General features: G+C 62.0%; 17 protein-coding genes and 1 tRNA gene. 2 read left to right on the forward strand and 16 right to left on the reverse strand.

Features of this window, described 5'->3' with window-relative positions; translation table 11 throughout:
• Nucleotides 1-69: 69 nt before the first annotated feature.
• The 8 genes from hisC to HWY05_RS18655 form a co-directional block, all read right to left on the reverse strand.
• A complete protein-coding gene (gene hisC, locus HWY05_RS18620; RefSeq protein ID WP_035553592.1) occupies nucleotides 70-1149 on the reverse strand; it encodes a histidinol-phosphate transaminase in 1080 nt (359 codons plus the stop codon).
• A gap of 106 nt (nucleotides 1150-1255) precedes the next feature.
• Nucleotides 1256-1858, reverse strand: a complete 603-nt coding sequence (gene pth / locus HWY05_RS18625) for an aminoacyl-tRNA hydrolase (RefSeq protein ID WP_035553589.1) — start codon at nucleotides 1856-1858, stop codon at nucleotides 1256-1258.
• Nucleotides 1859-2009: 151 nt separating this feature from the next.
• A complete protein-coding gene (locus tag HWY05_RS18630; RefSeq protein ID WP_035553586.1) occupies nucleotides 2010-2630 on the reverse strand; it encodes a 50S ribosomal protein L25/general stress protein Ctc in 621 nt (206 codons plus the stop codon).
• Nucleotides 2631-2794: 164 nt separating this feature from the next.
• Nucleotides 2795-3751, reverse strand: a complete 957-nt coding sequence (locus HWY05_RS18635) for a ribose-phosphate pyrophosphokinase (RefSeq protein ID WP_035553584.1) — start codon at nucleotides 3749-3751, stop codon at nucleotides 2795-2797.
• Nucleotides 3752-3796: 45 nt separating this feature from the next.
• Nucleotides 3797-3873 (reverse strand) — tRNA-Gln (locus HWY05_RS18640).
• Between the two features lie 51 nt (nucleotides 3874-3924).
• Nucleotides 3925-4806 carry a 4-(cytidine 5'-diphospho)-2-C-methyl-D-erythritol kinase gene (gene ispE / locus HWY05_RS18645; RefSeq protein ID WP_035553579.1) on the reverse strand — a complete coding sequence of 294 codons (882 nt, stop codon included), beginning with the start codon at nucleotides 4804-4806 and terminating at the stop codon, nucleotides 3925-3927.
• A gap of 88 nt (nucleotides 4807-4894) precedes the next feature.
• Entirely contained in the window at nucleotides 4895-5527 is a 633-nt protein-coding gene (gene lolB / locus HWY05_RS18650) for a lipoprotein insertase outer membrane protein LolB (protein WP_176059161.1), read from the reverse strand.
• On the reverse strand, nucleotides 5527-7368 hold the full coding sequence (locus tag HWY05_RS18655; RefSeq protein ID WP_035553576.1) for a tetratricopeptide repeat protein: 1842 nt from the start codon (nucleotides 7366-7368) through the stop codon (nucleotides 5527-5529). The genes lolB and HWY05_RS18655 overlap by 1 nt, the downstream gene beginning before the upstream one ends.
• An 87-nt stretch (nucleotides 7369-7455) precedes the next feature.
• Here HWY05_RS18655 and mutM point away from each other — a divergent pair, with 87 nt between their 5' ends.
• Nucleotides 7456-8286: a bifunctional DNA-formamidopyrimidine glycosylase/DNA-(apurinic or apyrimidinic site) lyase gene (gene mutM / locus HWY05_RS18660; protein WP_035553573.1), complete on the forward strand. Its 831-nt coding sequence runs from the start codon at nucleotides 7456-7458 to the stop codon at nucleotides 8284-8286.
• A 70-nt stretch (nucleotides 8287-8356) separates the two neighbouring features.
• The gene (mutY, locus tag HWY05_RS18665) at nucleotides 8357-9418 is read left to right on the forward strand and encodes an A/G-specific adenine glycosylase (protein ID WP_176059162.1); all 1062 of its coding nucleotides are present in this window, start codon (nucleotides 8357-8359) and stop codon (nucleotides 9416-9418) included.
• A gap of 87 nt (nucleotides 9419-9505) precedes the next feature.
• On the opposite strand, the gene HWY05_RS18670 is transcribed toward mutY, so the two are convergent.
• The 8 genes from HWY05_RS18670 to lptA all read right to left on the reverse strand — a co-directional run bounded on the left by HWY05_RS18670 (nucleotide 9506) and on the right by lptA (nucleotide 16752).
• The gene (locus tag HWY05_RS18670; RefSeq protein WP_035553568.1) at nucleotides 9506-10141 is read right to left on the reverse strand and encodes an LON peptidase substrate-binding domain-containing protein; all 636 of its coding nucleotides are present in this window, start codon (nucleotides 10139-10141) and stop codon (nucleotides 9506-9508) included.
• A gap of 39 nt (nucleotides 10142-10180) precedes the next feature.
• The gene (rapZ, locus tag HWY05_RS18675; RefSeq protein WP_035562446.1) at nucleotides 10181-11074 is read right to left on the reverse strand and encodes an RNase adapter RapZ; all 894 of its coding nucleotides are present in this window, start codon (nucleotides 11072-11074) and stop codon (nucleotides 10181-10183) included.
• 97 nt (nucleotides 11075-11171) lie between these two features.
• Nucleotides 11172-12140: an HPr(Ser) kinase/phosphatase gene (hprK, locus tag HWY05_RS18680; protein ID WP_035553565.1), complete on the reverse strand. Its 969-nt coding sequence runs from the start codon at nucleotides 12138-12140 to the stop codon at nucleotides 11172-11174.
• A 142-nt stretch (nucleotides 12141-12282) separates the two neighbouring features.
• Nucleotides 12283-12798 carry a PTS sugar transporter subunit IIA gene (locus tag HWY05_RS18685; protein WP_081935991.1) on the reverse strand — a complete coding sequence of 172 codons (516 nt, stop codon included), beginning with the start codon at nucleotides 12796-12798 and terminating at the stop codon, nucleotides 12283-12285.
• Nucleotides 12799-13072: 274 nt separating this feature from the next.
• Entirely contained in the window at nucleotides 13073-13429 is a 357-nt protein-coding gene (gene raiA / locus HWY05_RS18690; protein ID WP_035553562.1) for a ribosome-associated translation inhibitor RaiA, read from the reverse strand.
• Nucleotides 13430-13599: 170 nt separating this feature from the next.
• Complete coding sequence (locus tag HWY05_RS18695) at nucleotides 13600-15114, reverse strand: RNA polymerase factor sigma-54 (protein ID WP_035553560.1); 1515 nt, start codon at nucleotides 15112-15114, stop codon at nucleotides 13600-13602.
• A gap of 184 nt (nucleotides 15115-15298) precedes the next feature.
• Nucleotides 15299-16084 (reverse strand): LPS export ABC transporter ATP-binding protein, encoded by a 786-nt coding sequence (gene lptB, locus HWY05_RS18700; RefSeq protein ID WP_035553558.1) that lies wholly within the window; start codon nucleotides 16082-16084, stop codon nucleotides 15299-15301.
• Nucleotides 16081-16752 carry a lipopolysaccharide transport periplasmic protein LptA gene (lptA, locus tag HWY05_RS18705; protein WP_035553555.1) on the reverse strand — a complete coding sequence of 224 codons (672 nt, stop codon included), beginning with the start codon at nucleotides 16750-16752 and terminating at the stop codon, nucleotides 16081-16083. Before lptA ends, lptB begins: the two co-directional genes overlap by 4 nt.
• Between the last annotated feature and the right edge of the window lie 10 nt (nucleotides 16753-16762).

The following is a 16762-nucleotide window of genomic DNA, read 5'->3' on the forward strand; positions in this document are numbered from 1 at the left end:
GGGTTGAGCTTTGCGTGACGCACTAGGTGCAGAGCCCTAATCCCCGCGCGTCCTGCTTTGCGCGCTCGGTTACCCGATGTACGCGCTGAAAATATCGCGCAGCGCGGCCAGCAGAATCTCGCATTCGGCCTCGGTGCCGATCGATATCCGCAAATGCTGGTCAATGCGCGGCGCCTTGAAATGGCGCACGAAAATCTCCCTCTCCCTGAGCCGCAACACGAGCGTGGCGGCGTCGTAACCCTCATGGCGCGCGAACAGCAGATTCGCGGCCGACGGCACCACCTCGAAACCCAGCGCCGTCAGTCCCGCGGCCAGCCGCTCGCGGCTCGCAATCACCTTGGCGCAATGGTCGCGAAACCACGCGTCGTCTTCATAGGCTGCGGTGGCGGCGACCTGCGCCAGCCGGTCGAGCGGATACGAGTTGAAGCTGTCCTTCACGCGGTTCAGCGCATCGATCAGCGCCGGATGGCCGAACGCAAAGCCGACGCGCATACCGGCAAGCGATCGCGCCTTCGACACGGTCTGAATGACAAGCAGATTCGGATAGCGGTCCAGCAGCGCGATGGCTGACTCCGCGCCGAAATCCACGTAGGCCTCGTCGATCACCACGACGGAATCGGTGTTGCGCGCGACCAGACGCTCGATATCGGCGAGCGGCAGCGGACGGCCCGTCGGCGCGTTCGGATTCGGGAGCAGGACGCCGCCATTCGGCGTCGCGTAATCGTCGACGTGAATGGCGAAGCTGTCGTCCAGCGGAATGGTTTTATATTCCACCTCGAACAGCCGCGCGTAGGTCGGATAAAAGCTGTACGTGATATCCGGGAACAGCAAGGGCTCGTCGTGCTTCAGCAGCGCCTGGAACGTGAACGCGAGCACTTCGTCCGAGCCGTTGCCCACGAAGATCTGCTCGGCGCGGATGCCATGATGCGCGGCCACTGTTTCGCGCAGCTTGAGCGCCGTCGGATCCGGATAGCGCCGCAGAGACTCGCCGGCTTCGCCCAACTCGCGGCGGATTGCCTCGACCACGCGCGGTGACGGCGGATAGGGATTCTCGTTCGCATTCAGCTTCACCGGATGCGCGGCCACGGGCTGTTCGCCCGGCACATACGGCGTCAGGCGATGAACGACGTCACTCCAATAGCGGCTCAAGCGATTCTCCTATCGAGGGCGATGCGGCGTGAAACCCCGCTATGAGCGGGGCGAGACGGGGCAAGTCAACCTATACCAGGCCAACGCAGGGCAGATCAGAGATCGGTCACGGATTGCGATGCAGCTGCGTCATCGCCCGTTCCAGTTCGCCCTTGATGATCTGCGGCATGACAGCGAGCGCGCGTTCAACCGATGCATCGATGACGTCCTGCTCTTCACGCCGCGGCGGCTTCAGCACGTAATTGGCGACATCCGGCTTGGCGCCGGCACGCGCGCTTTCGGGAATCAGGTCACGCGGATGTCCAATGCCGATCCGCAGTCGCCAATATTGCTGCGACGACAAATGCGCGGTGATGTCCTTCAGACCGTTATGGCCGCCGCTGCCACCGCCCAGTTTCAGCTTGACGCTGCCGGGCGGCATGTCGAGCTCGTCATGCGCGACCAGAATCTCGTCGGGCAGAATTTTGAAGAACTGCGCCACCGCCACCACCGATTGACCGGAGCGGTTCATATAGGTCTGCGGTTCCAGCAGATGCACTTCCTCGCCGTGCAGCCGCGCCTTCGCGTAGAAACCGTGGAAGCGCCGCTCGTCGCGCAGCGTCGTGCCTGCTTCGCGCGCCAATTGATCGACCAGCCAGAAGCCGGCGTTGTGGCGCGTCGCGGTGTATTCGGCGCCCGGATTGCCGAGCCCGACGATCAGCTTGATCATGATTGCGTTGGTCCGTCTGGCCCGGTAGCTGAACGCCGCCGTGCCGAAAAGAAAACGAAAAAAAACCCGCCGGGGCGAACCTCGGCGGGTCACGTCGACCGTTTCATTGAAACGGATCGAGAGGATTACTTGTTCTTTGCCTGAGGCATTCTTAAGCAGCCGGCTTTTCGCCTTCAGCAGCAGCGGCAGCGTCGCCTTCAGCGATTGCGCCAGCCGGGATCGTTGCAGCTGCGATCACCGGATTTTCCGCTTCGACGTGAGCAACCAGCGACACACCTGCCGGCAGCTTGATGTCCTTGGCGTGAACCGAGTGACCTGCTTCGATCGTTGCCAGATCAACTTCGAGGAATTCCGGCAGTGCCGACGGCAGGCACTCGATTTCGATTTCGTTGATGACGTGCGAAATCACCGCGCTCGACAGCTTGACTGCCGGGTTCGATTCCTGGTTCATGAAGTGCAGCGGCACCTTGGTGTGCAACTTCTTCTTCGCGTCGACACGTTGGAAGTCCACGTGCAGCACGAGCTGACGGAACGGGTGGTATTGCACGTCGCGCAGCAGAACCTGTTGCGACTTGCCTGCCACTTCCAATTCGAGGATCGACGAGTGGAAAACTTCTTTCTTCAGCGCGTGCCACAGTGCGTTGTGGTCCAGTTCGACCAATTGCGTGTCAGCACCAGCGCCATATACGATACCGGGGGTCTTACCCGCGATACGCAGGCGGCGGCTCGCACCCGTACCTTGCAAAGAACGCTCGAAAGCGACTACTTTCATGTTGAATCTCCAATGCACTGCCCGCGACCAGGCAGTAAAAACGGGGCCTCCAAGCCTTTATGGCTGAGGCCCCAGAGCTGCGGCACAAACCTTCGTTCGTTCATGCCGATTGTGCAAAAGCGCCGCGGGCCGCCTGAAGCGGCGCGCGGCGCCTTCGCAAATACTTAACTTTCAGCGAACAGTGACATGACCGAGTCGCCGCGGCGAATCCGCGAGAACGTTTCGGCCAGCAAACCGGCGCTGGTCAGCGAACGGATCTTTGCGCACGAGCGGGCTTCTTCGCCGAGCGGGATCGTGTCCGTGACAACGAGTTCGTCGAGTGCGGAAGCGGCGATACGCTCGCCTGCACCGCCCGACAGAACCGGGTGGGTAGCGTAAGCGAACACCTGCTTCGCACCGCGTTCCTTCAAAACCTGAGCTGCCTTGCAAAGCGTGCCGGCGGTGTCGACCATGTCGTCCATGATCACGCAGGTACGGCCTTCGACTTCACCGATGATGTTCATCACTTCGGCAATGTTCGCCTTCGGGCGACGCTTGTCGATGATCGCGAGGTCGCAGTTCAGTTGCTTCGCCAAAGCCCGGGCACGCACCACGCCGCCGACGTCCGGCGAAACGACCAGCAGGTTCTCGTAGTTCTGCTTGCGCAGATCGCCGAGCAGCACGGGCGTAGCGTAGATATTGTCGACCGGGATGTCGAAGAAACCTTGAATCTGGTCAGCGTGCAGATCCATTGTGATGATCCGCTCGACGCCCGCGATCTCCAGCATGTTCGCCACGATCTTCGCCGAAATGGCGACGCGCGCGGAACGCGGGCGACGATCTTGACGGGCATAACCGAAGTAGGGGATGGCTGCGGTGATCCGGCCAGCGGATGCGCGCTTGAGCGCATCGACCATGATCATCAGTTCCATCAGATTGTCGTTCGCCGGTGCGCACGTGGACTGCAGGACGAAAACATCCTTGCCACGCACGTTTTCCTGAATCTCGACCTGGATTTCACCGTCCGAGAAACGGCTAACCATTGCTTTGCCGAGGGGAATACCGAGGATTTTGACGACTTCCTGTGCAAGCGCGGGATTTGCGTTGCCAGTAAAAACCATCAGGCCGTCATGGCTGCTCATCGTGCACCTACTTCAGGCTGGGGGCGAGGGAAATGCGAGAATTTTTGGCAGGGGAGGAAGGAGTCGAACCTTCGAATGCCGGAATCAAAATCCGGTGCCTTAACCAACTTGGCGACTCCCCTACACTAACTTTGAGCCTCACCGAACGTGGAGTTTCGTTCGATGACGCAAAACTATGACGCGAAAGTAAAGAGTGGATGTTGCTCTAGACTGGCGGCCACTGCGCTGTTCCATTCGCTGGGCAGATTGGCTTGCGCCGCCTCTGCCTCAACTTTACTACGAAACGCTGCAAAGACACTTGCACCTGATCCAGACATCCGCGCTGGCGCGACGTTTTCAAACCATCGCAGCACTTGCGCTACTTCCGCGTATTTTCCTACGACAACCTGCTGCATGTCATTCCGGCCAAAACTTTCCGGCCATTCAGTGTTGCAGCTAAGTTCTGCAGGAAAGTCCGTAATTATGAGAGGTTTCGAATCCCTTGTCAACGCTTTTTCGGAAAAAATCGCTGCAGTGGGAACCTGAACTCTCGGCGTCACTACTAGGAAATGGCGCGGCGGCAATTGTACAACGGCTAATGCTTCGCCGACACCCTCTGCGAACGCATTTTTTCCAAAAACAAAGAACGGCACGTCCGCGCCGAGTTTCAGCGCCAGTTCCTGCAGTTCCAGGCGCGGCAGATCGAGCTTCCACAGACGGTTCAGCGCAAGCAGCGTGGTCGCCGCGTCGGAGCTGCCGCCGCCGAGGCCGGCGCCCATCGGCAGGCGCTTGTCGATTTCGATGTCGACGCCTTCGCGCGAGCCCGTATGCGCCTTCAATAGCGTCGCGGCGCGTACTGTGAGGTCGTGTTCCGCCGGTACGTCGGTGATCTCGGTGCTACGCGTGATCAGTCCGTCGTCGCGACGTTTGAAGTGCAGCGTGTCGCCCCAGTCGAGCAACTGGAAGACCGTTTGCAGCGTGTGATAGCCATCCGGCCGACGGCCCGTGATGTGCAGGAAGAGGTTGAGTTTCGCGGGCGCGAGGCAATCGCGCAGCGAATCGCTGGTTTCAATCATGAGTGATTCGAGGCTACGTGCGCCATAGGGGCGCTAAAAAGCAAGGCCGCGCGACGACATCAGTCGAAGCGCGGCGCGAGTCGATGCGTTACTGATCCAGCACGAGCTTGATGTCGAGCGGCGGTTCCGAGCGGCTCAGGTTCAGGCGCTTCACGCCAGTGGCCGGAGCGTCGGCATACGCGAGGTAGTCGATCGTCCAGCCATCTTGCGTGATCTGCTTCAGACGCGACGGCTGGTCCGGATCCTTCTCGGTCCTGGCGCGCGAAGTCGGCGCCGGCGACGGTTGCAGCCAATAACGCAGCCCTTCGACCGGCAACGCGAAGCCGAGCGCGTTCTGCATCAACGTGGAGACGTTATCCGCGGTGAGCGGTTGCTTGTTCGGCAGTTCGAGCGTGGCCGACGCCGGCGACGACGTCACGATTGCCAACGTCTGGCCAAGCGGATTGCGCAACTGCAGGGTCACGGTGTCGCCGGTTTCCTGCCAGATGAAGTTGCCGTACGCGTTCCGCTGCTGGCCGTTCTGATCGTTGTACTGGATCGCGAAGCGGCCTTGATAAGCGCGGGTGGTTTGCGCGGTCACGGAAGTCGCCGCATTCGACGTGGACGGCCCTTTCGGCGTGACCGACGCGCAGCCAGCCAACGCGACAGTGGCCGCCGCTGCGAATCCGAGCACCGCGCCACGCGGCGCCCGGAGAAAGGAAAGCAAACGGGAAAGACGCATCAAAGATCGTTCACCTGAAGTCGTTGAAGCGTTTTGACCAGCGTGTCGTTATCCGGTTCGAGCTTGCGGGCGTCGCGGAAGGCCGCGCGCGCCTGGTCCTGCGCGCCGGTTTTCCACAACACTTCGCCGAGATGCGCGCCGATTTCGGCGTTCGGCTGGATGTCGTACGCCTTGCGCAGCAGCTTGATCGCGTCCGACGTATCGCCCATGCGGTATTTGACCCAGCCGACGCTGTCCATGATGAATGCGTCGTTAGGCGCCAGCGACGACGCCTTCTCGACCAGCTTGTCCGCTTCCGCGAGACGCTGGCCGCGATCGGCCAGCGAATACCCCAGTGCGTTGTACGCCTGGGGATTGTCCGGCTGCGTCTGGATCAGCTTGCGCAACTGCGCTTCCATCACGTCGTAATGGCCGGTTTTTTCGGCGGCCATCGCGTAGTCATAGGTCAGATCGGGATCGTCGGGGAAGTTCGCCGTGGCTTGCTGCAGGCGCGACTCCGCTTCCGGGTAGCGCTTCGCGTCGAACAGGATCGCCGCGTCGGTGCGGGCAATCAGCGCCTGGTCACGCGGATCGGACGCCGGCAAATTGGCCAGCAGCTTGCGTGCGTCGTCGGTCTTGCCCTGCTTGGCGAGCAACTGGGCGCGCGTGATCTGCGCCGGCACGTATTGCTGGCTTTGCGGCGAAATCTTGTTCAGCCAGTCGCCCGCGGCAGCCTCGTTCTTCTGCTCCAGCGACAACTGCGCCAGGTAGATATACGCCTGGCCCGGATCCGCGCCGGGCGTTTTCTCGGCCTGCTGCGCGTACTGCGTCAGATACGTTTGCGCGTCGGTGAAATTCTTCTGCTGGATCTTGATCAACGCGAGCGCCATGAGCGGCGTGAGATCTTTCGCGTCGTTCTTGTGCATGGTCTCGAACTGCTTCTGCGCGTCGTCCAGACGGTCGCTCGCGAGATACATCTGCGCGAGCGCGAGACGCGCGTCATGCGATTTCGGATTCTGCTGCACGTACTTTTCGAGCGACGCAATGCCTTCCTTGCGCTCTTCCGGGCCCATTTGCGACAGCATCAACGCGGCCGGCAGGTAGTCCGGCTTGAGCGTGAGCGCCTGTTCGAGCGACTTGCGCGCACCCGGCGCGTCGTCCGCCTGAATCTGCTGACGTGCGATAGCCAATTGCGCTTCCGGCCGGTCCATGTCGTTCTTCAACAGGTCCTGCAGCACGTGCAGCCCGCCAACGCGATTCGGTCCGCGCGAGAGCAGCAACTGCAACGCCAGAATCGCGCTGCCGCGATTTTCGGCCGGCACCTTGGTGAGTTCGCGGGCGAGGATCGGCTCGGCGTCGTCAGGCTTGCCGGACAACACGAGCAGCGACGCGTCGAGTTGCGCGGCGCGCTCCGAACTCGGCGCATACTGCTGCCACAACTGCGCGGCGGCCAGTGCGTCCGACGGGCTTTGCGCGGCCAGCGCGATTTCGGTGGCGCGCTGCGCCATGCGCGGATCGTGCGTGTCGCGCGCGAGCGCGAGATAGGTCTGGTAGGCGGGCGCGGGCTGGTCGCGTTGCAACGCGACTTCGGCGGCGAGCACCTGGAATACGATCTGACTTGTCAGCGGCACATTCGGCAGAGACTTCTGGTCTTCAGCCGATGCGGGCCCAAGCGGGTCCGGCAGGGTGACCGAAGTGTCATCCGAGTCTGGGGAAGGGTCCTGCGCGTGCGCGGGCACGGCGGCCAGCGCCCAGACCGCGAGCGCGGCGGCACCTAGCATCCGGCGGGCGGACACGGCGTGCGGCACGCGGAATGCGCTAGCCGGGCGCTTCGAAAACAGCTTCACGAAGGACAAGTTCATGGAAATCCGTTCAATGTTTCGGACGATTGTAACGCGCTCGCTACAATACGCGCACAACCACTCACGCAAGTTGCAGACCAGTTAGACATGCCAGAGTTGCCAGAAGTTGAGGTTACCCGACGGGGAATCGAACCGTATGTGTCCGGCCGCAAGGTTGAACGCGTCGATATCCGCACGCCCGCGCTGCGCTGGCCGATTCCGGCCGAGCTTGCGAAAACCTTGCGCGGCCGTGTGGTCCGTAAGGTCGAGCGGCGCGGCAAGTATCTGCTGTTCGAAATCGACGCGGGCTGGTTCATTGTGCATCTTGGCATGACTGGCACGCTGCGGGTGCTGCGTCACGTGCCGCATCCGCCGGCCGCGGCGAAACACGATCACGTCGACTGGATTTTCGACGAATTCATTCTGCGCTATCGCGATCCCCGGCGCTTCGGCGCGGTGCTATGGCATTCGCGTGAAGCCGGCGACGTGCTCGAGCATCCGCTGCTCGCCGGGCTTGGCGTCGAGCCGTTTTCGCCGGCGTTCTCCGGTGCGCTGATGCATCGTCTCACGCGCGGGCGCAAGGTGTCGGTGAAGCAGGCACTGCTGGCCGGTGAAATCGTGGTCGGTGTGGGCAATATCTACGCGTCGGAGAGTCTGTTTCGCGCCGGCATCCGGCCGACCACGGCGGCGGGCCGCGTCTCGCTGGTGCGCTACGACCTGCTTGCTGACGCCGTGCGCGTAACGCTCGCCGCCGCGATCGAGAAGGGCGGCAGCACGCTGCGCGATTTCGTCGGCAGCAACGGCGAAAGCGGATACTTCCAGCTCGACTATTTCGTCTATGATCGCGCGGGGCTGCCGTGCCGCGTGTGTGAAACGCCGATCAAACAGATCGTGCAGGGGCAGCGCTCCACGTATTTCTGTCCCACCTGTCAGCGTTAATTCCTCAATGCCTTCTCGCTTAACACCGCGTTTGAATTCGTCCGCTGCGCCCCAAGCTGCTTTCCCGGTCATGTCTGATTTTTCCGCGCGGCTGATCGCGTGGCAGCGTCAGCATGGGCGTCACGATCTGCCGTGGCAGAACACGCGCGATCCGTACCGCATCTGGCTGTCGGAAATCATGCTGCAGCAGACCCAGGTCTCGACGGTGATTCCGTACTACGCGAAGTTTCTAGCGCGTTGTCCGGATGTCGCCGCGCTCGCCGCCGCGCCGGTTGACGACGTCATGGCGCTGTGGGCCGGCCTCGGTTACTACACGCGTGCGCGCAATCTGCATCGCTGCGCGCAAACCGTCGTCGAGCGGCATGGCGGCGCGTTTCCGGCCTCGGTCGAAGAGCTTGCGGAATTGCCGGGCATTGGCCGATCGACGGCGGCGGCGATCGCGTCGTTCGCGTTCGGCGCGCGCGCGACGATTCTCGACGGCAATGTGAAGCGCGTGCTGGCGCGCGTATTCGGCGTCGAAGGTTTTACCGGCGAAAAGAAAGTCGAAAATGCGATGTGGACGCTGGCGGAATCGCTGCTCCCGCTCAACGCGTCGGACGACGAAGTCAGCGCCTACACGCAAGGTCTGATGGACCTCGGCGCCACGCTGTGCGTGCGCGGCAAGCCGGATTGTTTGCGCTGCCCGTATGCGGTCGACTGTGTAGCCAACGTAACGGGACGTCAGCGCGAACTGCCCACGGCACGTCCGAAGAAAACCGTGCCGACGCGTCGCACCTGGATGCTGGTGCTGCGCGACGGCAACGCGGTGATGCTGGAGAAGCGGCCTCCGTCGGGCATCTGGGGCGGCTTGTGGAGCCTGCCTGAAGCTGCCGACGAAGCCGCGCTCGCCGAGCGTGCGCGCGCGTTCGGCGGCGACGGCGCGGTCTCGCCGCTGGCGCCGCTCACGCATGTGTTCACGCACTTCAAGCTGGATATCGAGCCACGCCTCGCCGAGTTGGATCGCGAGGTAGGCGCGCTGGCCGTGCTAGGTGACGCGGACACCGCGTGGGTCCCGTTGAGCGATCTCGATTCGTTCGGTGTGCCGGCGCCGGTGCGCAAGCTGCTGGAAGGCTTGCAGGGTTCGTTGATCTGATCAATCGCCGGCCAATCGCCGGCGAGAAGTGGCTTGTACGTCTGTCTGCCGGGAACGTGCCTCTTTAACGCTAGCTTCGCAACGCACTCAAAGCAGTTGATGCTGCTGCATATAGTGATGAACCACATCGATCCGTGCGCCGGCGTCCTGCAATTCCATCAATTTCTGACGCGCGCGCAACGCGATCGGCAGCACTTCGGCGAGCCGGTTCGACACCCACGAAGGATCTTCGAGCCTGAACGGCTCCGCGAACGGCAGGCTATCGGCGTCCCGCTCGCGGATCGTGGCAATGATCCGCTCGAGCACTTCCGCGCATGCGCCGAATTTGGCCAGCAGTTCATTGCCTTCGAGCGGCATATCCTCGCCGAGCGGTTCGGCCATGCCGACCAGCAAGCCATTGTGTTCCACCCGATGCGACAGCAGCCGGAAGCGCCGCGTGCCGCGTGCGCGAATCAGCAGCATGCCGAAGGCTTCGACATCGCACTCTTCGATTTCGGCCAGACAGCCGATTGCTTCGGGCACCGAAGGCTCCTGCTCGCGCGCGACCTCGGCGCCGCTTTTCAGCAGACACACGCCGAACGGCGTTTTCTCGCGCAGACAGTCGCGCGCCATGTCGAGATAGCGCGCTTCGAAGATCTTCAACGGCAGCAGGCCGTCGGGAAACAGCACCGTATGCAGCGGAAACAACGGCACATCGGCAAGCACAGTAGAAGTAGAAGACATGGCGCAACGCTTCGAGTTAAGGCCGCGCGATGCGGCCGGTTAAGCCACTAACTTCGATGATGCGCTGGCGTCGACCGGCGCATCGCGGTGCCGCACAATGACATTCGCCGAGGCTGCGAGACGCGCGGCAAGCGTCTCCGCGATGAACACCGAACGGTGCTGGCCACCCGTGCAACCAATCGCGACGGTCAGATAACTACGATTGTCGTCGCGGAAATGTGGGAGCCATTTGGCGAGAAACTTCTCGATATCGTCGATCATTTCATGCACAACCGGCAATGCATCGAGAAAATCCATCACCGGTTTGTCGAGGCCCGTAAGCGGCCGCAATTCGTGGTCGTAATACGGGTTCGGCAGCGTGCGTACGTCGAAGACGAAATCGGCGTCGAGCGGCACGCCACGCTTGAAGCCGAACGACTCGAACATCAGCACGAGCCCCGCGTCTTCCTGCTCGATGAAACGCTTGACCCACGCGCGCAACACGTTCGCGCGCAGATTGCTGGTGTCGATCTGATGCCCGAATTCCGCGAGACCCGCGACGAATTCGCGTTCACGTTCGATCGCTTCCGCGAGCGAGGTGAGCAGGCCGACGTCCGCATCATGCGCGGTAGAACCCGACAGCGGATGACGGCGGCGTGTTTCGGAGAAGCGCTGGATCAGCGACTGCGTGCTCGCGTTCAGGAAGAGGACGCGCACGTCATGCGCGCGCGACAGGTCGCGGATCATGGCGGGCATGTCGTCGAGAGAGGCGCTTGAACGTGCGTCGATTGCGACCGCGAGGCGGTCGTGCCCGTCTTCGGCGAGGTAGGACGCCAGCTGCGGCAGGAAACGCGGCGGCAAATTGTCGACGCAGTAATAGCCCGCGTCTTCAAGCGCGTTCAAGGCAACTGACTTGCCGGAGCCGGATATACCGGTGATCAGGATTATGCGCATGGAGTCGTCAAAACCGTACATTTCATCATAGCATCTGGTCCCCATGCTCGTACCCGCAGCCAGCCGTAGGCAGCGGGTGCGTCATGGTGTCGCGAACTCAGATCAGTTTGCCGGGAAACTGGCTGTCGGGGTCTTGCATTGCGAGGCGCTGCCGGTCCATGAAGTCGCGCAGCGTGTCGATGCCGCGCAGTTGCAGGATCGTGTTGCGCACCGCCGCCTCGACCAGCACAGCGAGATTTCGGCCGGCGGCCACCTGAATCGTGACCTTGCTGATCGGCAGGCCGAGCACGTCGACGGTTTGGCTTTCCAGCGGCAGGCGCTGGAATTCACCGTCAGGACGGCGTACCAGTTGCACGATCAGCTTCAGCTTCATTTTCCGCCGCACAGCGGTTTCACCGAAGATCGTCTTGATGTCGAGCAGACCGAGGCCGCGTACTTCGAGCAGGTTCTGCAGCAGCGGCGGGCAACGCCCTTCGACGAAGTCCGGGCCGAGGCGCACGAAATCCACGGCGTCGTCCGCAACGAGGCCATGGCCGCGGCTGATCAACTCCAGCCCGAGTTCGCTCTTGCCGAGGCCCGAGTCGCCGGTGAGGAGCACGCCCATGCCGAGAATGTCGAGAAACACGCCGTGCAGCGTGGCGCGCGGCGCGAGAATGCGCGACATGTACAAACGCAGGCTGTCGATCACCGCGGCGGCGGACATCGGCGTGGTGAACAGCGGCGTGGACGAGCGCGTGCAGCGCAGCACCAGTTCCGGCGGCGCGGCCACGCCGCCCGCCACCACCAGAAACGGTGGCTCCAACGCGATCAGCTCGCCCATGTGGCGCGAGCGGTCTTCGTCGGTTTGGCGCTTGTAATAGTCGATTTCGGCGTCGCCGAGCACCTGGATCCGGTTCGGGTGGATCAGGTTCAAGTGGCCGACAAGGTCGGCGCTCGACGTGGCATTGGCGACCGATTCCGAAGAAAAGCCGCGCTCCCAGCCTTCATGCCCCGTCAGCCAGCTCAGTTTCAGCATGGCGGCGTTGTCGTCGAAAATGCTCTGGGCGTTGATGCTGGACGTATCCATGAGTCAGTGACTCCAGTGTGGGCCGCTAGCCCGGCAACCAGGCGGCCGCGTAAACGCGGTCCGCTCCCGTTGCGAGACCTTACCCGCGCGCGGATGGCCACCGCGCATGCGGATCAGCGGCGTGCGGATAACCGCCGCTACATCAAGGTTGCCACTGAGTGAGCAGGCGATGCAATGATTCGCGGTCTTCTTCCGTGTGCAGGCGCTCGCGGGCTTCGCGATCGGACAGCAACTGGGCGATTTCCGAAAGAATTTCGAGGTGCTGCTGGGTGGCCTGTTCGGGCACGAGCAGGAAGATCAGCAGCGAAACCGGCTGACCGTCGGGCGATTCGAAGGGGATGGGTTCGGCAAGACGGACGAACGCGGCGAGCGGCTGCTTCAAGCCTTTGATCCGGCCATGCGGAATCGCGACGCCTTCACCGAGCCCCGTCGATCCGAGGCGCTCACGCGCAAACAGATTGTCAGTGACCGTGCTACGGGCGATGCCGTTCTGGTTCTCGAAGATCAGGCCCGCTTGCTCGAATACACGTTTCTTGCTGGTGACCGATAGTCCGACGACGACGTTCTCGAGGGGAAGAAATTTGGCTAAACGATTCATGTTGACAGGCGAAAACGTGGCCTGGATTCTCCTCGCTGGGGCGTTTGAGTGACGTTCCATTCGTTTGATGTTCGCGACGACGTGCGTTGGAGTCCGAAAGCACAAGACTCCTGCCGACTTCCGTTAGCGCTGGCTTGACCCCGATGGTAACCGGAACATTATAGAACAGGGTAGCAACAGATGGTGCGGCGCGCCATCGATGCGCGACGGGTTTTTGAAGGATCGTTCGACGCCACACGATTCTCGCGGAAAAAGCGCTCACACAACGAAAAACCGCCCGATTTCGGGCGGTTTGGCTAGGGTAGGGAATATGAAGCGGCGCTTCTAATTTGCCCTATTGCGGCGGCACGTCTATCTGCGGCGCCGGCTGATACTTGATCGCCTCATGCGCATGGCCTTGCAGACGATCCTTGTGGCGTAACACCTGTCGGTCAAGCTTGTCGATCATCAGATCGATCGCAGCGTAGAGGTCGCTGTCACAGCTCTCGACAAAGATGTCCTTGCCTTTTAGATGCAGGTTAATTTCAACCTTTTGACGCTTTTCCTTTTCCTTGTGGTTGTCGACCGAGAGGACCACACTGCCGTCGATTACCTGATCGAAATGTCTTAGCACCCTATCCAGTTTGGTGATCACGTATTCGCGCAACGCAGGCGTTACTTCGAGGTGGTGTCCACTGATCTGCAGATTCATAGTGCTTCTCCAAGCTAATGGCCGCTTGTTCCGCACGATGACGTAGGTCCGGTCGATCTGTCGGCTTGCCTGAGTCGCCCCCCGGTGACTGACTTCTGGCAGGTCGCATCGGCCGGCCTGTCCGCCAACTGCGGAGCGGCCGGTAAATGCCCGCCACGGAAGGCGACGGGCTACAGAGACTTGCGCAGGTTGACTGCCGGAATCTTGAGTGCTTCGCGATACTTCGCCACAGTGCGGCGCGCGACCACGAAGCCCTGTTCCGCCAGCAGTTCGGCTATGCGGCTGTCTGAAAGAGGAGATTTCGGGTTTTCCGCTCCTATCAGTTGCTTGATGAGCGCACGGATCGCCGTTGAAGACGCCGCGCCGCCCGTGTCAGTCGAAACGTGTGATCCGAAGAAGTACTTAAATTCAAGCGTCCCGAATGGGGTCAGCATGTATTTACCGGTTGTCACACGCGAGACAGTTGACTCGTGTAGGCCTAGCGTATCAGCAATTTCCCGCAAGACCAAGGGGCGCATAGCAATTTCGCCGTGGACAAAAAAGCTCTTTTGACGTTCCACAATAGCTTGCGCAACCCGCAGGATGGTCTCGAAACGTTGCTGGATATTTTTGATCAACCAGCGTGCTTCCTGCAGTTGCTGGCGCAACGAACCGCTACCCGGATCGCCCCGGTTATTGCGCAGAATATTGGCGTACAGATGATTGATACGCAGCTTCGGCACGACTTCCGGATTCAGTTCGGCCTGCCAGCCCTGCGCCGTTTTACGCACCATGATGTCGGGCACCACGTAGTCCGCTTCGGCTTTGCCGTAGGCGGCGCCGGGAAACGGCTCGAGCGAGCGGATCAGCACGTGCGCGTCGCGCAGGTCGTCGTCGTTGGCCTTCAGGTGTTTGCGCAGACGTGTGAAATCGCGAGCCGCGAGCAGTTCCAGATGGTGAGCCACGATGTCGAGCGCGAGCGTACGCGTAGGCGACGTGTCGAGCCGGAGCAATTGCAGCTTCAGACATTCGGATGCAGAGCGCGCGCCCACACCTGCCGGGTCGAAGCTATGCAGCAGCGCTAGCGCGGCATTCAGTTCGTCGGTGTCGACTTCGAGTTCGTCGGGCAGATCGGCGAGCACTTCGTCGAGCGTGGCGGCGAGATAGCCGTCGTCGTCGAGCGATTCGATCAGGAACGTGATCAGCGCGCGGTCGCGTTGACCCGCCTGGGTCACGCGCAATTGCGCCATCAGATGATCGCGCAGCGAGGTACTGGATTCGTGAATTTGCAGCGGCGGCAGATCGTCGTCGTCCGACGCGTTGCCGGAGCGGCCGTAGTCGTCGAGATTCCATTGCGACGCGTCGCCGTTGCTGTCGCCCGAGAGGCCGTTGTATTCGTCCACGCCTTGCGGCTCGCCATTCTCGGCGCGCTCGCTGCTGCTGGACGATGACGACGTGTTGCCGCCCATCTGGTCCGGCGGTGCGGATGAATTGGGCGCTTGCGCGATCAGCGAGCCGTCCGCCGCCACGCGCAACGGGCTCGCGATCCAGTCGTCCTCGTTTTCGAGGAGCGGATTCTGCGAGATCGCCATTGCGACTTCCTGCTGCAGTTCGAGCGTAGACAACTGAAGCAGCCGGATGGACTGCTGCAGTTGTGGCGTCAGCGCAAGATGCTGCGATAGGCGGAGTTGGAGGCTGGCTTTCATGGCAAGTTGAGATTCATTGTAGAGAGTTTGCCACGACCGCGATACATTGCGACATTCGCAATTACGCGTGCGCCCGTTTTCGGCGGCGCCGGGCGCGAACGGCCCGGGTCAGGATGCGGATGTGCGGTTGCCGCAAAGGGACTGGCGTATGCGCGTTGGCATAGCCGGCGTGTCCCTTGTGTGCTTACATGCGGAAGTGCTCGCCCAGATAGACGCGCCGCACGCTTTCGTTTTCGATGATGTCGCTCGGCGCGCCGGAAGCCAGCACGCTGCCGTCGCTGATGATGTACGCGTGATCGCAGATGCCGAGCGTTTCGCGCACGTTGTGGTCGGTGATCAGCACGCCGATATTGCGCTGCTTCAGAAATTTAACGATCTTCTGGATTTCCAGCACCGCGATCGGGTCGACGCCCGCGAACGGTTCGTCGAGCAGAATAAAGCTCGGATTGGTGGCCAGCGCGCGCGCGATTTCAACCCGGCGACGTTCGCCACCCGACAGCGACAGCGCCGGATTCTGGCGCAAATGCGCGATCTGCAACTCGTCGAGCAACGCTTCGGTGCGGCTCGTGATGGTGTCTTTGCTGAGCCGCTTGCCGTTGTCTTCGTGCTGCAACTCCAGCACCGCGCGAATGTTTTCTTCGACGGTGAGCTTGCGGAACACGGAAGCTTCCTGCGGCAGATACGACAAGCCCAGCGAAGCGCGTTTGTGGATCGGCAGCAGGCTGATCGACTTGCCGTCCAGATCGATTTCACCGGCGTCGAGCGGCACGAGGCCGACGATCATGTAGAACGAGGTCGTCTTGCCGGCGCCGTTAGGCCCAAGCAGACCGACCACTTCGCCGCTTTTCACGTCGAGCGACACGTCTTTGACGACCGTGCGCGAACCGTAGCGCTTCTTCAGATTGCGTACCACCAGCGAGCTGCTGGTGCCGGCCGGCTTGCGATTGGGGAGGGACGCGGAGGTGCTCACTGATTCGGCGCTCCCTGGATCGAGGTGGACGGCGCGAGCGTGGCCGATGCGCCGTTCAGCGGCGCGGCGCCGCCATTGCGCGGCGACAGCATGGCGCGCACGCGGCCGCTCGGATTACCCGGGCCGGCGACGTCTTTGCCCGCCTTCGCGGTGTAGAAGTCGTTCTGGCCGTCATAGGTAATGACGCTGCCGTGCACCTGGTCCATCACGGTGGCGAGGCCTTGCAGGCGCTTCACGGTTGCATTCGTGGTGAGCGTGGTCAGGTCCTGCTTGCCGTCGTAGTCGATGCGGATCGCCGTGCCTTCGATGTACTCGTCGAGGCCTTCACGCTTCTGGCGGAAATACGACAGATTGCCGCCGCTCGACGTGCCGGTAGCGTACTGATAGCCCTGCGGGTCTTGCGTCACTTCGACGCGATCGGCCTTGATCACGATCGTGCCTTTGGTGGCGACCACGTGGCCGGTGAAGATGTTGACCTGCTTGAGGTCGTCGTAAGTCATGTTGTCCGCTTCGACGTTCAGCGGCTTGTCCTTGTCGGCGCGGTCCGCGTGCGCAAGCGGCGCGAAGCCGGCGAGCGGCAACGCGACGAGCAGCGCAGCGAGTCCGGCGCGCCACGCGGACAAAGCGCGCGAGCGGCCGGTATCAAAACGGGGGAACGATTCGTTCATGCAGTCACGC

The sequence above is a fragment of the Paraburkholderia sp. BCC1876 genome (assembly GCF_902833695.1).
In the GTDB taxonomy this organism is placed as follows: Bacteria; Pseudomonadota; Gammaproteobacteria; order Burkholderiales; family Burkholderiaceae; genus Paraburkholderia.

Excerpts from the sequence above, each read along its gene's own strand:
- mutM (WP_035553573.1), top strand. The coding sequence starts at position 7,456 with ATGCCAGAGTTGCCAGAAGTTGAGGTTACCCGACGGGGAATCGAACCG.
- HWY05_RS18670 (WP_035553568.1), bottom strand. The coding sequence starts at position 10,141 with ATGTCTTCTACTTCTACTGTGCTTGCCGATGTGCCGTTGTTTCCGCTG.
- mutY (WP_176059162.1), top strand. The coding sequence starts at position 8,357 with ATGTCTGATTTTTCCGCGCGGCTGATCGCGTGGCAGCGTCAGCATGGG.
- HWY05_RS18635 (WP_035553584.1), bottom strand. The coding sequence starts at position 3,751 with ATGAGCAGCCATGACGGCCTGATGGTTTTTACTGGCAACGCAAATCCC.
- lolB (WP_176059161.1), bottom strand. The coding sequence starts at position 5,527 with ATGCGTCTTTCCCGTTTGCTTTCCTTTCTCCGGGCGCCGCGTGGCGCG.
- ispE (WP_035553579.1), bottom strand. The coding sequence starts at position 4,806 with ATGATTGAAACCAGCGATTCGCTGCGCGATTGCCTCGCGCCCGCGAAA.
- HWY05_RS18630 (WP_035553586.1), bottom strand. The coding sequence starts at position 2,630 with ATGAAAGTAGTCGCTTTCGAGCGTTCTTTGCAAGGTACGGGTGCGAGC.
- rapZ (WP_035562446.1), bottom strand. The coding sequence starts at position 11,074 with ATGCGCATAATCCTGATCACCGGTATATCCGGCTCCGGCAAGTCAGTT.
- raiA (WP_035553562.1), bottom strand. The coding sequence starts at position 13,429 with ATGAATCTGCAGATCAGTGGACACCACCTCGAAGTAACGCCTGCGTTG.
- hprK (WP_035553565.1), bottom strand. The coding sequence starts at position 12,140 with ATGGATACGTCCAGCATCAACGCCCAGAGCATTTTCGACGACAACGCC.
- HWY05_RS18695 (WP_035553560.1), bottom strand. The coding sequence starts at position 15,114 with ATGAAAGCCAGCCTCCAACTCCGCCTATCGCAGCATCTTGCGCTGACG.
- pth (WP_035553589.1), bottom strand. The coding sequence starts at position 1,858 with ATGATCAAGCTGATCGTCGGGCTCGGCAATCCGGGCGCCGAATACACC.
- HWY05_RS18655 (WP_035553576.1), bottom strand. The coding sequence starts at position 7,368 with ATGAACTTGTCCTTCGTGAAGCTGTTTTCGAAGCGCCCGGCTAGCGCA.
- HWY05_RS18685 (WP_081935991.1), bottom strand. The coding sequence starts at position 12,798 with ATGGAACGTCACTCAAACGCCCCAGCGAGGAGAATCCAGGCCACGTTT.
- lptA (WP_035553555.1), bottom strand. The coding sequence starts at position 16,752 with ATGAACGAATCGTTCCCCCGTTTTGATACCGGCCGCTCGCGCGCTTTG.